General features: G+C 63.9%; 13 protein-coding genes. 2 read left to right on the top strand and 11 right to left on the bottom strand.

All coding sequences use genetic code 11. The features are described 5' to 3' along the window. Positions 1-3 precede the first annotated feature (3 nt). The 10 genes from FHS74_RS18420 to FHS74_RS18380 form a co-directional block, all read right to left on the bottom strand. Complete coding sequence (locus FHS74_RS18420; RefSeq protein WP_184803259.1) at positions 4-1,731, bottom strand: hypothetical protein; 1,728 nt, start codon at positions 1,729-1,731, stop codon at positions 4-6. Positions 1,732-1,735: 4 nt separating this feature from the next. Beyond that, complete coding sequence (locus FHS74_RS31175) at positions 1,736-1,960, bottom strand: DUF6760 family protein (RefSeq protein WP_343066942.1); 225 nt, start codon at positions 1,958-1,960, stop codon at positions 1,736-1,738. Next, entirely contained in the window at positions 1,903-2,685 is a 783-nt protein-coding gene (locus FHS74_RS18415; protein ID WP_184803257.1) for a T4 family baseplate hub assembly chaperone, read from the bottom strand. Before FHS74_RS18415 ends, FHS74_RS31175 begins: the two co-directional genes overlap by 58 nt. A 41-nt stretch (positions 2,686-2,726) precedes the next feature. Further along, on the bottom strand, positions 2,727-3,194 hold the full coding sequence (locus tag FHS74_RS18410; protein WP_184803255.1) for a phage tail protein: 468 nt from the start codon (positions 3,192-3,194) through the stop codon (positions 2,727-2,729). Between the two features lie 20 nt (positions 3,195-3,214). After that, entirely contained in the window at positions 3,215-5,320 is a 2,106-nt protein-coding gene (locus FHS74_RS18405; RefSeq protein ID WP_184803253.1) for a phage tail sheath family protein, read from the bottom strand. After that, on the bottom strand, positions 5,321-5,602 hold the full coding sequence (locus tag FHS74_RS18400) for a hypothetical protein (RefSeq protein ID WP_184803251.1): 282 nt from the start codon (positions 5,600-5,602) through the stop codon (positions 5,321-5,323). It lies immediately after the preceding gene. Between the two features lie 61 nt (positions 5,603-5,663). Continuing rightward, the gene (locus FHS74_RS18395) at positions 5,664-6,707 is read right to left on the bottom strand and encodes a hypothetical protein (RefSeq protein WP_184803249.1); all 1,044 of its coding nucleotides are present in this window, start codon (positions 6,705-6,707) and stop codon (positions 5,664-5,666) included. Next, positions 6,698-6,997: a hypothetical protein gene (locus FHS74_RS18390; RefSeq protein WP_184803247.1), complete on the bottom strand. Its 300-nt coding sequence runs from the start codon at positions 6,995-6,997 to the stop codon at positions 6,698-6,700. The genes FHS74_RS18395 and FHS74_RS18390 overlap by 10 nt, the downstream gene beginning before the upstream one ends. A gap of 401 nt (positions 6,998-7,398) precedes the next feature. After that, positions 7,399-8,808 carry a sigma-54 interaction domain-containing protein gene (locus FHS74_RS18385; RefSeq protein ID WP_184803245.1) on the bottom strand — a complete coding sequence of 470 codons (1,410 nt, stop codon included), beginning with the start codon at positions 8,806-8,808 and terminating at the stop codon, positions 7,399-7,401. A 444-nt stretch (positions 8,809-9,252) separates the two neighbouring features. Then, on the bottom strand, positions 9,253-9,615 hold the full coding sequence (locus FHS74_RS18380; RefSeq protein ID WP_184803243.1) for a DsrE family protein: 363 nt from the start codon (positions 9,613-9,615) through the stop codon (positions 9,253-9,255). 645 nt (positions 9,616-10,260) lie between these two features. Between FHS74_RS18380 and FHS74_RS18375 the strand changes: the two genes are divergently transcribed. Further along, on the top strand, positions 10,261-12,969 hold the full coding sequence (locus FHS74_RS18375; RefSeq protein WP_211106388.1) for a TonB-dependent receptor: 2,709 nt from the start codon (positions 10,261-10,263) through the stop codon (positions 12,967-12,969). A gap of 411 nt (positions 12,970-13,380) precedes the next feature. Here the strand turns inward: FHS74_RS18375 and FHS74_RS18370 are convergent, their stop codons facing one another. Continuing rightward, positions 13,381-14,127, bottom strand: coding sequence for a glucose 1-dehydrogenase (locus FHS74_RS18370; RefSeq protein WP_184803241.1), 747 nt, complete (start codon positions 14,125-14,127; stop codon positions 13,381-13,383). Positions 14,128-14,237: 110 nt separating this feature from the next. On the opposite strand from FHS74_RS18370, the gene FHS74_RS18365 reads away from it, so the two are divergent. Beyond that, a complete protein-coding gene (locus FHS74_RS18365; protein WP_184803239.1) occupies positions 14,238-14,582 on the top strand; it encodes an ArsR/SmtB family transcription factor in 345 nt (114 codons plus the stop codon). Positions 14,583-14,719: the final 137 nt, after the last annotated feature.

The following is a 14,719-nucleotide window of genomic DNA, read 5'->3' as shown; positions in this document are numbered from 1 at the left end:
GGCTCATCCCCCCGCCACGGCCAGGCCCTGGGCCGGCCGTTGGGCCGGATAGGCCAGCGCGTTCATCGCTTCTTGCAGGCGTACCTGGAAGGTGTCGGCATCGGCGCGCGCCAGGTCGACACCCCGGATCACCAGGCGGTGGACGATGGGGCGCAGTTGGCCGTTGTCCGGCAGATCCAGGACGGGGAAGTCCTTCTTCTCGGCCTTCAGCTGATAAAGACTGATGTCCAGCTTACGAAAGACGTCCAGTAGGGTTCCCATCTCGACGCGCAGGTCGCCCGGCAACACCCGTCCGACCACGGCGCTCAGCAGGTCGCGCAACCGCAATTGATCGACGCGCAAGGCCGCCAGCGCCTTCCTGGGTTCCTGGCCCAGCCGGCGCGCCAGGACGCCCTGTTCGGCGTCGAAGACCTGGGTCGGCTTCTGCGCCGCCGCGACGCCCGCCTTGGCGGCGTCGCTGAACGGCAGATAATCCTGGAACAGGGCGCCGCCATATTTGATGTCGATCTCCGCCCACTTTTCGATGACGCCCAGGCCGCCGCGGGGCGGCCCGCCCCGCGCGCGCAGGAAGTCTTCCGGCTTGGTCAGTTTCAGGACCGGGAAGTCCTTGGGCAGGCTGGATCCGCCGCCGGAGGACGACGGACCGGGCGACAGCGCGTCGGCGGCGATGGCGAAGGAGATTTTCGCGGATTCGATGCGCACCGCCAGGGGCTGTGCCTGGATGATGGCGATTCCCATCTCCTTCGCGGCCACGGACCAGCCGATGATCGCCTTGCTTCCTTTGTCCACCGCCTCTCCCAATTGGTCGCCGAGATCGGTGAACAAGGAGGTGAAGACCAGATCAAAGACGGGGAAGACCAGCCCCAGTTGGACCACCACGAAATCCAGCCGGTCGGCGGCGAAGGGCAGGATGCGGTATACCGCGCCCCCGATGTCGTCAAAGATGTCGCCGACGGTATCCACGACGGCACCGATCAGGCCCTGGAAAGCCGCCATCTGCTCGGCCAGCGGCTCGATCAGCGGTCCCACCCGCACGATGATGAAGGCGAAAAACGCCAACACGAAGGGCACCAGGCCGGCCAGCTGGTCGAACAGGCCCAGGATGTCGCGCAGTAGCGGGTTGGCGATCTTGTCGCGGGGCCCCAGCAGCACCTTCAGGAAGGCGGTGGCGGCGATCAGGAACAGGGCGGCAGCGCTTAGCAGGGCATACACGTCGCGCAGTTGGCCGGGGTTGGTGATGGCCAGCACCAACCGCTCGAAAACGGCCAGCGGCAGCAGGATGGGGCCAATCACCGGACCCGCCAGCGGTTCCAGGATCAATAGCCAGGCTTTCCAGCCCAGGGCGCCCGATAGCGTCCGCAGCCAATAGGGTAGATCGCGCACCATCACGGCGACCGCCAGCAAGGCCGCCGTGGGGGAAAGGGCGATGCCCAGCACCTCTCCCGCCAGTCCGGACAGGGGTTCGGCCAGATTGGGTCCGCCGATATCCGGTGCCAGGGATGACCGGGCGCGAAAATACTGCGTGCGCAGGGCATCCAGGTTGTCGATCACGACGCTGACGCGTGATCCCCTCAGGGGCAGGGCGCGGCCGAACCAATGGATCAGGAAGGCACCGCGGGCGCGATCGATCAGCAACTCCTCCACCCGCACCAGGTGGTTCCACGGCTCAAGGTGGAACGCCCCCCAGCGCAGGGTGTAGACCGTTTCCTGAAGAAGAAGCGCCAGCGGCATGATGCTAACGCCTTCTCGTCGCGGCGATTTGCGCGTTTTCCCGTTCGATCTGCTCGATCAGCAGGTCGACGAACGCCTTACGTTCGGCAATCTCCAAATCCATTATTTCGCTCCACGGCCAATGCAGGTGGTAGGCCAGGAAAAAAACCTCTTTGCGCAGGTTTTCCTGGTCTACTCCTGGGACAAAAAATTGGTCATATCCAAGCTTGACTTGAACGCGTTGCCGCAATTGGGGCAGCTGATGTCGCGGATCAGGTCGACGCCGGGGGCGGCCTGGTTCAGGGCCCGATCAATCAGCCGGCGGTCGGTCAGCGTCAGTTCCGACAGGATCTTGGGCCCGATCGCCTCCAGCCGATGCCGGGGCAGGTCGCCGAGGGATTTCAGGCAACGCGACAACAGCGCGTTCTTGCCCAGGGACGCGTTCTGGCGCATCTGGGGGGCGACGGCCGCCTCGTCGGCGCCGGTAGGCAGACGCAAGCGCAGCGCGCGGTGCTCCGTGCCGTCCTTGTCGACGTAGCCGTCCTCCAATTCGACGACCACGTCCTCGATCGCCTCTTGGTCGCCCAGGGTGCGCACCGGCAGTTCGTCCAGGTCCTCGACCAATTGGAATGATTCGCTGCAGGACGGACAAGTGTAGTTGGCCTGAAGCTCCGATCCGAAGGTGATGGCCCGCAACTTCAGCAAGAGGAAGTTGCGATCGGCCGAATACATCCCCTCGACGGGCCCCGACCCGTTCTTGGGCATATCGCCCAAGCGGACCAGGCAGCTATGCAGCAACTCGGTCACCAGTTTGCCGCCGTTGCGCTGGTTGCGCCGGTCGGCCAGGATCGCTTCCTCCTTGCCGGTCATCTTGCGCAGTACGGCGTGGCGGTGGGTATGGCCCTCGTCGTCGGTATAGCCGATGGGCAAGGTGAATTCGGCTTCGCGCCGGCCGGAACCCGGGGTCGTGCTCATTCGCGTTTTCTCCGAAGTGTAAGGACGCTGGGGCCGGGCGGCTATTCGCGCGTCAGGCCTTCATGTTCCAGCACGATGGTTTGCTTCATCAGGCTGACCGAACCGGCTTCCAGGTCGGTGAACTTGGACGACTTGACCCAGGCGTTCTTGAACGCGAAGGTCAGGACGACCTGACCGTTGTGCAGCTTGTGGATCATGCCGTTCTTGCGCACGCCGGAGCCGCCGTTCTGCAGCGCGCTCAGGTTGAAGGTGGCGGCGAACCAATCGGCGAACCGCTTATCCTCCGGGCTGCCGTCGACATAGCGCTCCACTGTCAGCGGCTCGAATTTGATCTTTGTCGCCGCGATCTTGTAGACGTGGTTGGAACCGCCATCCGGTTGCTCGATGGTGTCGATCTCGCCTTCGCTCAATCCCGAAATCTTGGTGACGCCGGGGCTGGGTGTGCCGTCGACGTAGAAGATGAACTCGTTGGCGCGGTAGCTTTCGTAGAAGTCGCTGACCTTAGGCATGGGAAAGCCCCCCTCTGTTCTCAGGATTCGCCGGCGCTGGCGCCGCTGGGCTGTTGGCCGACCACGATGACGATCGTTTCCGCGGGCCGGGACGGGTAGAAGTAGATCTCGACGGTCAGGTTGCCCTGGTCGACTTGGTCCGGCGGATTGTTCGAGGCATCGCAGATCACGGTGAAGACCTGCGCCGCCGACCCTGTGCCGAAGGCGCCCTGGCGCCACAGCCCCAACAGGAAGGGTGTCACCGTCTGGATACGGATGGCGTCCCACAGCGTGTCGCGGTTGGGTTCTTGGCGAACCCAGCGCAAACCGGTCTTGAGGCTGCTCTTCACATAGTTGAACAGCAGCCGAACGTTGACATACAGCCAGCGGGTGTCGGTCGACAGTGTGCGCGACGCATCGATGATGACGCCTGAGCCGGGCACCGCGCGGACGCCATTGACGCTACCCTGCTTGACCAATGCTGTATGGTCGGTGTCGCTCAGGCGGTATTCCACGTCCAAGGCGCCCAGCAGGTTGGCCTCGTCGCCGGCCGGTGCCTTCCAGATGCCGCGCGCCGTCGCGACGCGGGCGAAGACGCCCATGACATGGCCGACAGGCGGCAAGGTCTTCAGTGGGCTGGCGCCGATTCCCACCGGGTCGGAGACAACGATCCAGGGGCCGTACAGCGCGCCATAGACTTTCTTGCCTTGGAAGGCTTGCCCGTAAGCGATGGCCTGGCCCGCGGCGACGAAGCCCTGCGGGACGGCGCCCACATACATGCAGTCGCCCCGCCCCGCGCAGTAGGCCAAACCGGCGATGGCGATGGCTGGGTCCGTCCGCTCGCACGTGACCAGTTGCACATCCGACGCGTCGAAGGCGTAAAAGCCCGTATGGGCGGCCTGGTCGCCAATGAAGTCATTCGACGTCGGCGTGCCATCGCGCCCTAGCGTCAGGGGCGTGAAGGCGGCGGTGACCATCGGCACGTTGGCGCCGACGGCGCTGGCGCTGTGCAGATCGGTGGCGTCGACATACCGCGATCCGCTGACGGGATCGTTTATAACCGCGACCGCGTAGTTGGCGGAATCGTGCTCCATCGACAGGGCGGTCCACGTTTCCACGACGTGGGCGTCGTCGTTGCCGCCATAGGCGATGGTGAGGTTGAAGGTCACCCGGGTGACCTTCAACTTCAGCGCATCGAAGGCGGCGATGTTGGCGACCGCAGGCCCCCAGCCGATGGTGTTGGTCTGGGGCGTGATCGTCAGTAGCTTGACCATGGCCGTGTTGGTGCCGTCGCTGATGCGCAGCGCGTCGCCCACCGCGAAGGGGTCCAGACTGGCCAATTGGGTGGCGGTGGTGGTGCGGGCGGCGGGGGTGCCGGAGGTCGGGCTGGCCATCGTCGCCAGGCCCAGCGCCGCGTTATTGGTCGTCACCTGAAGCTGGGTGAAGGTGCCGGACAGTTTGGCGGCGGCGGCGGTGGAGGTCAGGACCAACTGGCTGGTGCCACTGAGCGATGCGATCAGTTGCGTGGTTTGGCGGTTGATCGCGTCGCGTATCTGCGCCGGGGTCGCCAGGGCCGGGCCGCCGGGGAAGTCCGCCGCCTTGAATGTCAGGACGGTGGGGGCGACCTGCCCATCGATGGCGATCGACAAGGGGGGGAAGGCCGACATGTCCACGGCCGCCGCCAGCGCCGTGCCTGTCACGGTGGCGGGCGCCGTTTCCAGCAGCCGGACCGGCGTTTCGGCATGGGTCGCCACGCTGACATACAATTGGCTGCCCCAGGTGCCCGGGTCGTCATGACCACGGAACCCGGCATTCAGCTTCAAGGTGTTGTTGGCACCGCCATCTTGAAGCGACACCGTGGCTGGCAGGGCGCCGGTCAGCGCGTCTGAGGAGACGACGCGGTTGATGTAGGCGGTCTGGCCGCCATTGTCGAAGAACCCTTTAAGCAGGTAAGCCCCCAGGCCCCCGGGGAAATAGCCGCCATAGCGCGCCACGAATTGCGGAAAGCTGGTGACCGCTGCCGGTGCGTTGGGCGCGCCGCGCTGGGTGATGATGTTAAACGCCGCGACCGATGTCGACGCGCCCACGATCGCGGGCGATCCGGTGCCATCGACTTCGACAATGTTAAGCCCGACATTGTAGCCCATTTATGCCTCCACCTTTCGGGCGCCGCGTGACTTCTGCGCGACGGGGGGGGCGGCATCGCCTTCATCGGCGGGTTCCGCGGCCGCGGGGGGATCCGCCTCCTCATGCAGTCCGATCAACCGATCCGCCTGCAGAACCTGCAGTTGGCGCGCGGCCAGATCGCCAACCGACACCGCCAACCGCCCGCGCGGCGGTAGCATCACCAGCCCACTTGGCAGATGCAGTTCTAGAGGCTGGTTCTGGTGGTTTGTGATGATATGACGAACCGGCTGTGCATCGGTCACGGTGCGTTCCCCTCTTGATCGGGGGCACCGCCCAGGCGGTGCCCAGATTACAGCGTCGGGTTTAGGGTGATTTGAAATCCGTGTTGACGGCGATGATCTTGGTGGGTGTCACCCGCGTGCCCGGTCCACCCTGCAGCCGGGTCGAAACCTTGTAGAACAACGGGATCCGGTCATCGCGAAAGCCGCCCAGGCGGTTGATCGGCGGGACGCAAATGCTTTCGAACGGCAACGGATAGCCGTTGACCCGCAATTGCCCCCGCAGCGGCAAGGCTTTGAGGACGAATTCCAGCATGGCGACTTGCGCCGCCCGGTCATCCGCTACCGCGGTGATCTGGTAGTAGAGCTCGAAGGCGCTGCCCGGCGGATTCAGGGCATATCCCTGGTCCGTGAAGTCACCACGCGTCGGTGCCGAGTCCGTGCGGTCGCGGGAATAGGCGGCGTCGTACTGCAGAATTTGGATATAGGGCGGGTTGGTGGCCAGGGGCCCATTTGCCGGATGAAGCACAGCCGGGATGGCGGTCCCCCCGATCGACAATATGCCGTCCAGTTCGGCTTTCAGTGCCGTGTCGACATCGCCGATCATGGCCTCGCGCACGGCGATCAGAGCGTCCAGCCTGCAGTTGAACGGGCTGTCGGCGTTGGCGCACCTCAGTTGAATGGTCGTGACGGCGCTCCCCAAGGCCGCGGGGAGATCCGCCAAGGTGAGGCGGATCGCTTCCCACCGCCCCGCTTGCGACACCGGCAGATAGCGCTGCCAAGTATTGCCAGGATCGTTCAGGGGCACCGCCGCGCTGGCCAAGCGCATCTCCAGGTAGAAGCGCCGCTGCGCCGTGCCGTCCGCGGGCCGGTCGCCATTGAGCCAGAAGCGCAATTCGCTGAACGGGGTGAGGTCGATCGGTCCCAGGTCGCGTCTTAGCGTGTTGTTCAACGCGTTGATGTCGCCGCTCACCTTGGCGGCGGAAACGTTCAAGCTGGCTGGTGGCCCGGGGGGCGTCGACGTCGTGTCCAGCGCCATGGCCAACGCGGTGGATGGCGAGATGCCATCCGGGGCCAGCGCCTTCCATAGGCCCGTGTTGGTTATGGGATCGATGACCATCATAGGCATGGCGCCTCACCGCGCGGTTTGGCTGTTCTCAGCAGCGTTTCGGCCGCCTGACGCTTCTCGGCGTTGAAGCGATAGACGGGATCGATGCCAGTCATGGTGGTTTCTGTCAGGAACGCCTGGTCCACCAGCCAAGCCAAGGCGACGCGTGTCTCATCGACCTTGCGGTACACGGTCTCGTTCAATAGGCGCCACCGTGCGATCCCCTCCAGGCTGTCGGCAGCCATGGGGTTGCGCAGGAAGTAGCGCAGTATCTCCTCGGTGACCTGATCTGGACGGGTGCCGCTCGACATGGGGTGTTACCGCTCGGTGCGATGGGCTTGCTTTCCTTAGGAGCAAGGCGCGTGCCGGGCCGGCCGTGATGACGATTATCTATTTAAAACATTGCATTAAGGGAGTTCTCGGGTACCGTCCGCCATGGGCGGGGTGGGTCCGTATGATCCTGGATTGCGAACAGCCCATCCCCAAAAACGAGAGATATGCTGACGGCAACCTTCTTTGGTTGTAATTGACCCAGGTGGGTCAATTTTGACCCGGTCTCCCAGGCGCGACGGCGGACTTCCAGCGTTCACTCGGGCGGCCCAGCGAAGTCAGATTCCCGTGCGGGGTGTGGAAGCCAATGGAAAGCGGGCGCGGGTTTGCCGCCCGGCGCGTTGGGCGGGGCTGACCGGACTCCGACCGCCGCGAGATTGTCTCAATGTCCGGGGTAGTCGCGGTCGACGCCGTAACGCTTGACCAGCCGCCCAAAGGCGCGGCGGTCCTTCTCGGCGATGCGGGCCGCTTGAGACACGTTGCCGCCGCATTCCCGCATCAAATCTTCGACATACCGTTTTTCAAAGCGCTCGATGGCGTGGGTCCTGGCGATGCGGAAGCTGCCGAGAACCCCAACACCTTTCCCGTTGGGAGATTTTTCCGAGGGGCCGCATGTTTCGGCGATGTCGGTAGCCAGGATCATCGAACCTTCGGAAAAGAGGGCGGCCCGGCGCATGGCGTTGTGCAACTCGCGAACATTGCCGGGCCAATCGTATTCGGTAAGTTTACGCAAGGTGCAGGATGCCAGGATCTTGCGCGGGAGATCGGCTTCCGCGCAGAGGGACGCCAGGAAATGCCGGGCGAGCAGGGGAATGTCGCCTCGCCGTTCACGCAGCGGGACCAAATCCAGGCGCAGGACGTTCAGCCGAAAATAGAGATCTGCGCGGAATTGCCGAGCGTGCACCAATCCTTCGAGGTCGCAATTGCTAGCGGCGATGATCGCCACATTGGTCGACAGGAACCGGCTGGATCCCAAGGGGCGATAGGTTCGCTCCTGAAGCAGGCGCAACAGCTTGGATTGCGCGGTCAGCGAGAGCGAATCGATCTCATCCAGGAACAGCGTGCCGCCCTCCGCCAGCGCCACCAGACCTTTCTGGTCATGTCGCGCGTCTGTGAAGGCACCGGAGACATGTCCGAAGACTTCATTCTCGAAAAGGTGGTCGGGCAGGGTGGCGCAATCGACAGGAATGAACGGAAAAGCGCTGTGGGGGCCGATGCTATGGATGGCACGGGCGCAAAGTTCCTTGCCGGTGCCGGTTTCGCCAGTGACCAGCACCGGTCCCTTGCCACAACGGGCCGCCAGCGGAATTTTCGCGAGGGTTTTCAGAAACGCCGGGTCGCGTCCCACCAGGCCGGACAGGGCGACTTGCCGCGCCAGACGCTCCTTGATCTCGGAGGTTTCGTCGCCTGAACCGTCACTCCAACCGTGGCCGAGCAGCCGAAGGATGCGGTAATGCAATTCGCCGTCGTGCAAAGGCACCACGACGAAGTCGTCCGCGAATTCGGCGGCCAGCCGTATGAGGTCGGCGTCGGTATCATTCCGCAATATGGCGATCATAGGCGCCGTCGCCCGACCGATGGGGGCGGTGCGGAGAACTTTCTCTGCGCGCGCAGGGGCGTGGAGGGCGGATAGCAGAATGAGGTCCGTATCGCCGGTTCCCAGACGATCAACTTGCAATCCGTCCCAAGGGACCTGTTCGCATGTCATCTGCGGGGCCGCCTGTTCCAGGTCGTTCAGGCAGCACCTGATCGCGGCATCGGTCTCCCCGATAAGCAGCAATCGCGGTTTCATGTCTGCCGATCCTTTTGTTCCTGACGACGATGGTCTTAAATAACATCGGCACCATGATGCCCTCATGGGGCATCCGCTATAGCAGAATCGGATCAATGGCAAATTTGTGATGTCATATTAGAGAATAATGAGCATATAATAGTATTTAGAGTTCGCAACACCGTGGGCGTATACTTCATTAGTCGTGAATCTGTAAGATAGATGCTAAGTTTATATTAAAGGATTATGAAATTCGTGCTGCGCGTCAATTTAAAACATCACGGATTTAACCTTAAGATAGCACGTAGTTTGTTGGTTTCAACCAACTCAAAATAAATAGCAAAAATGTACACGCAGGGCTTTTGGAAGCGCATCCAGCTCCAGGGGCCTGTCCCTGAAACCGCTCTCCCCGTGCCGCCCCACGCGCCCGCGTCGACCGTATCTTCAAACGCGAAACCGGCTTCGTCACCCTCGACCGCCTGGACATCCCGGTGGAACCTGCGGGCGACACGGGGCCGGGGGTGCCTCGACGTCTTCCCCGGCCTTGCCAAGACATGCGAAAAGCTGGGCATCTCGTTCCGGGGCCATGTCTCTGGGATGGAGATAGACGAAGCCCATTCCCTGCAGGCGCGCGATCTCGGCCACGCCACTCGGCACCACATCCTCCTCCTTCACGCCATACAGGTCGGAAAGCGCCAGCTTCATTCCCTCCAATGTGTTGCGGCAGATGAGGAAGTGGACCCCTTTCCCCCGCAGCGTATCGATCTGTCGGGCGAGTTCCTGATCCTGATCACGTCCCCTCGCGTGGTGTAACAGGCGCCCGGCCATTTTGATCTCTCGAAGGCTTGGCCAAAATTAAGATTGATTAACGCCCAGAACCCGTAGAACCCCCGGGTCCCCGTTGGCCAGGTCATGCGTTAGAGGACAGAGGGTGCGGGAATAATTTATGCGCGCCGCCTGGCCTGCCAGGGCGACTGGGGCGTCTGCCGGTGACCGCTACCTCCTAATTGCTGGCCGTGACATGGGGGCGAGGCGCTAGAGCCCCCGTGGGCATACAATCAGGGCGTCAGCCCGAAGGCGATATCCCCTCGGCAACGGGGTCTTGCGCCGACCAGCAACCGCCCGTGCCGACCTTTTCTCCTCCCTTTGCGTATTCGTGATCGTCACCGGCGGCAACGCGGGGCCGTCCCCGCAAATCGCCAGCAGCCCGTCGCGATGTCGCCGCCATGAAGAAGGCCCGGGTCGCCCTCACGGGGCAGGGCGACGGCGGCCCCGCCGGCTCCGCGCGTTGCCGGCTGCCTAACGCCGTAGCGAAATCGCCCCCGCGCATCTGTTGGTTGATCTCATTTTTGGCGCACAAAAATGCAGAAAACCCGTTGCATGGAATTTCATAACGTGCCACTGATATTTCAAACAACGGGCACTGGCATCTCGATGTCATAAGCCCATCGATCAAGGGAGAGGACGTTCATAATGAAGCGTACGTTGATGGGGCTCGCCCAAGGTGTCGCGTGCTGCGCCCTGCTGCATGCCATGGTAGGCACGGCCTTCGCCCAGCAGGCGACGGCCCCGGCCACCGCCACCACAGCCACCGGCGACCAGGGCCTGGAAGAGATCGTGGTCACGGGCATCAAACGCTCGCTGCAGATCGCCACCGAGATCAAGCGCAATTCGGTCAACGTCGTCGACAGCATCGCCAGTGAAGACCTGGGCAAGATGCCGGACCAGAACGTGGCCGAATCCCTGCAGCGCATCACCGGTGTCGCCATCGACCGCAACCGCGGCGACGGCCAGTTCATCTCGGTCCGCGGCCTGGGCCCCCAGTTCAACACCGTCACCCTGAACGGCCGCATCCTGGCCACGGAAAACGTGGGGCGTGAGTTCAGCTTCGACGTCCTGCCTTCCGAATTGATTTCCGGCGCCGACGTCTACAAGAGCCCCAGCGCCAACATCAACGGCGCCTCCATTGGCGCCACCGTGAACATCCGCACGGTGCGCCCACTGGACCAGAAGCAGGACCTGGTGGTGGCCGGCAGCGCCCGCGCGCTGTATGGCGAGCTGGCGGACAGCACCAACCCGTCGCTGTCCGGCGTCGTCAGCTGGCACAACCCGGAATCGACCTTCGGCGTGGCGCTGGTGGCCTCCTACGAGAAGCGCGACAGCCGCGATGACGAGTTCGACATCGGCGCCGGCCATGTGAAGCGCGGCAATGTCGACCCCACCGACTACTGGTACGGCCGCACCGCGCCTGCCGTGGGCAGCTTCACCGGCGTGGACATGCCGTCCAACCTGTCGCCCTTCTTCTATGAGACGTCGCGCAAGCGCACCGGCCTGAACGGCACGGTCCAGTACGAGCCGAACGACAACCTGACGTTCACGCTGGACGGCTTCTATACCAAGATGGACCAGATCGACCAGTCGCAGGGCCTGGCCTACGACTTCTCCTCCGGCACGCTGGTCGACCAGGTGGTCAAGAATGGCTCCGCCGTCTATCAGAAGATCGTCGGCGGCACGGTGGATCAGATCGTCACCTACACCCCGCGCCTGACGGAAACGTACCTGGTGGGCCTGAACACCGCCTGGCACAAGGACGCCTTCAAGCTGGTGTTCGACGCCTCCACCTCGCAGGCGACGCGCAAGGGCAAGGAAGACAGCATCTTCTCCACCATCCGCCGCCGCGACATGACCATGACGTTCGACCGGCGCGGCGGCAACCCGATCTACGACTATAACTTCTCCTCGCCCACCATCTCCAACGTCGCGACCGACGTGAACAACGTCGGCGCCCACTACAACCTGTGGGGCGGCACCGACTATAAGGATGAGGTCAACGAGGCGAAGCTGGATGGCACCTGGGATCCGGGCGGCGGCGTTTCCATCTCCGCCGGCGCGTCGCACCAGGAACGCACCAAGACGGCGGACGCCATCAGCCAGCCCGGTTCCGTGGCCTGCGCCTATTGTGGCGGCTCGGTGCTGCTGCCGTCGTCGCTGTTCACGCCGACGACCATGGACTTCTTCTCCAAGTATAAGAGCGACAACATCATCCGCAACTGGATCACCTATGATCCCAAGGCGATGGTGAACTACCTGATGTCCCGGCCGGAGGGCATCTACACCCGGCCCGTGGCCGACCCGGCCGCCAGCTCCCGCGTGAAGGAGAAGGTGAACCTGGGCTATATCATGTTCGACCTGAAGACGGAGATCGGCGGCCTGCCCCTGTCCGTCAACACCGGCGTGCGCATCGAGGACACGACCTACACCAGCGCCGGTGCCGCGCAGACCGTGCTGAGCGCCAAGCCCAACGGCCTGGGCCAGAACATCATCGTCCTGTCGGATGTCCAGCCCATCAGCTTCAGCGGCCACTACACCGACGTGCTGCCCTCGCTGAACGTGAAGCTGGACCTCACGGACGACCTGGTGGCGCGCTTCGCCACCTCCCGCGTCATGACCCGCCCGACCCTGTCCGACCTGTCGCCGGCCCAGACCATCCTGTCCAACCCGGGCAACGAGCAGATCACCAAGGGCAACCCCGACCTCAACCCCTTCCGCGCCTCGCAGGCGGAATTCGGCCTGGAATGGTACTTCCAGCATCTGTCCATGCTGTCGGCCGCCGTGTTCTACAAGAATATCGACAGCTTCGTGGCCCAGGCCACGACGCCGCAGAAGGTGGACCAGGTGGTGTTCCAGGTGACCCAGCCCACCAACGGCAAGGGCGCCACGGTGAAGGGGCTGGAGGTCGGTTACCGCCAGGTGTTCGACATGTTGCCGGGGCCGTTCGACGGCCTGGGCGGGCAGGCCAGCTTCACCTACGTGGAAAGCGACGCCAAGTACGCCAACGCGGTCAGCGGCGCCAGCTACGGCCTGCAGGGCCTGTCCAAATACTCCTACAGCCTGGTCGCCTTCTATGAGAAGCACGGCATCCAGGCGCGCCTGGCGTACACTTGGCGCGACCGCTTCCTGCAGCTGGCCAGCGGCCGCAACGGCGATCCGGAATATTTCGACGCCTACGGCCAGCTGGACGCCAGCCTGTCCTACGACCTGACGGAGAACATCTCCGTCACCCTGGAAGGCCTGAACCTGACGGATGAGGACGAGTTCATCTACTCCACCACGCCCGACCGCACCAAAGAGTACCGCACCACCGGCCGCCGCTTCGCCGCCGGCGTGCGGGTGAAGTTCTAAGCTCATATGTATACGGCATCTGATCGCGGCCGCGATCAGATGCCATCCTCAATCGCCGGGCGCCCGCATCCGCGGGCTTGGCTTCCTCGCTCCGCCCTGCGGTGCTCGCTGCGGGGCCGGCAGTCGCCGGCCTGGGATCAGTTTTCCTGCCCGTCTTCCCAGTACCGTATCCCTTCCACCCGACTATGCCCCCATCCCGGAAACGGGATGGGGTTTCTTTTTGGACGACTGCCGGGGGGCTATTTATCAGCGGCACGAGGTTTGACTCGTGCCGCTGTAGGACGCGACTGCGTCCGCCGGAGCGAGTACCGGAGGAACGGAGCGAGGATCAGCCAAGGCGGACGGATGTCCGCCGCCCGGCGTCTGAGGGGCATTTGAACGGTCACGTTCAAATGCGACGGTATCAGCCCCTCAGCGCAGGCCGCCGCTGGCGGTCAGCCGTTCGCCGGTCAGCCAACGGGCGTCGTCGGAGGCGAGGAAGACGGCGACGGCCGCGATGTCGTCCGGCCGGCCTATGCGGCCCAATGGGGTCTGCGCCACAAAGCCTTGTTCGAGGTCGGAGCCGATGACCCCGGCGGTATGCGTGCCTTCGGTCTCGACAACGCCCGGGTTGATGGCGTTGACCCGGATCTTGCGCGGCCCCAATTCATTGGCCAGCACACCGGTGATGACGTCCACGGCACCCTTGGTCCCGGTATAGACGGCCGAGTTCGGCATGAGCACGCTGGTGGCGGCGGACGAGATGTTGATGATGCTGCCACCCTCGCCCAGGTGCTTCGCAGCCGCCTGGGTGGTCAGCAGGAGGCCCAGCACGTTGACGTCGAATATGCGGCGGTAATGCGCCTCGGTCACTTCCTCGATGGCGGCGAATTCATAAACGCCGGAGTTGTTGACCAGGATGTCCAAGCGGCCGAATTCCTTGACCGCCGCGTCGATCATGCCCTGCACCTGGTCCGCCTTGGTGACATCGCCCTGTACGGCGATGGCCTTGCCGCCGGCCGCCGTGATCGCCTGGACCACCGTGTCCGCGCCGGCCTTGCTGGAGGCGTAGTTGACCACCACGGCGGCCCCTTCCGCCGCCAGCGCTTTTGCGATTCCGGCGCCGATACCTTTGGAGGCGCCCGTCACCACGGCGACCTTTCCTGTGAGCTTGGCCATGTTTTCCATTCCTTTTGAGCGTGGCAGCCACCGACGGGCGGCTTTGTACCATAGTTCGGAATATCGGAACTATTGAAGCGGCCATCAACCCCCCTCATATTAAAAAAATCATGAGACCCCTATTCCACCCGTCCGTTGAAGATGTCCGGCCAGAGGCGATCCTCCACGCCCTGTCCGATCCGGAGCGGGCGGCGATCTTCGCCGAGATTTCCGGGGCCGGGTGCGTGCAGGCGTGCTCGGCGGTCGCGGTCGTCGGTGATCGGACCATCCCGAAGTCATCGCTGTCCCACCACATCAAGGTGCTGCGCGAGGCCGGCCTGATCCGCTGTGAACGCCACGGCGTGGAGATGCGCAACCATTCGCGCTGCGGCGAGATCGACGGGCGCTTCCCCGGCCTTCTGGCCTCGATCCTGAGCGCCTACGCCCTGGTCGCGCGCAAGGTTTGCGGGGGGTGAGCGGGGCCGCGTGCGCCTGTGAGGGCCATGGCGGCCTTCGCGTTCTTCGAGGGGCGCCAGTTGTTGGGTGATGCCAGCCTTGCCCACGTGTAGGGGGACTTGGGGCCCGGACCGGCAGAAATGGGCCGCTAGCAGAA

The sequence above is a fragment of the Nitrospirillum iridis genome (genome assembly GCF_014205765.1).
Classification (GTDB): domain Bacteria; phylum Pseudomonadota; class Alphaproteobacteria; order Azospirillales; family Azospirillaceae; genus Nitrospirillum; species Nitrospirillum iridis.
Note: the sequence above shows the minus strand (reverse complement) of the source record. Positions and strands in the feature narration are given on the sequence as shown.

Coding starts and splice junctions, on each gene's coding strand:
- FHS74_RS18420 (WP_184803259.1), bottom strand. CDS start 1,731: ATGCCGCTGGCGCTTCTTCTTCAGGAAACGGTCTACACCCTGCGCTGG.
- FHS74_RS18415 (WP_184803257.1), bottom strand. CDS start 2,685: ATGAGCACGACCCCGGGTTCCGGCCGGCGCGAAGCCGAATTCACCTTG.
- FHS74_RS18410 (WP_184803255.1), bottom strand. CDS start 3,194: ATGCCTAAGGTCAGCGACTTCTACGAAAGCTACCGCGCCAACGAGTTC.
- FHS74_RS18405 (WP_184803253.1), bottom strand. CDS start 5,320: ATGGGCTACAATGTCGGGCTTAACATTGTCGAAGTCGATGGCACCGGA.
- FHS74_RS18395 (WP_184803249.1), bottom strand. CDS start 6,707: ATGCCTATGATGGTCATCGATCCCATAACCAACACGGGCCTATGGAAG.
- FHS74_RS18390 (WP_184803247.1), bottom strand. CDS start 6,997: ATGTCGAGCGGCACCCGTCCAGATCAGGTCACCGAGGAGATACTGCGC.
- FHS74_RS18385 (WP_184803245.1), bottom strand. CDS start 8,808: ATGAAACCGCGATTGCTGCTTATCGGGGAGACCGATGCCGCGATCAGG.
- FHS74_RS18380 (WP_184803243.1), bottom strand. CDS start 9,615: ATGGCCGGGCGCCTGTTACACCACGCGAGGGGACGTGATCAGGATCAG.
- FHS74_RS18375 (WP_211106388.1), top strand. CDS start 10,261: ATGAAGCGTACGTTGATGGGGCTCGCCCAAGGTGTCGCGTGCTGCGCC.
- FHS74_RS18370 (WP_184803241.1), bottom strand. CDS start 14,127: ATGGCCAAGCTCACAGGAAAGGTCGCCGTGGTGACGGGCGCCTCCAAA.
- FHS74_RS18365 (WP_184803239.1), top strand. CDS start 14,238: ATGAGACCCCTATTCCACCCGTCCGTTGAAGATGTCCGGCCAGAGGCG.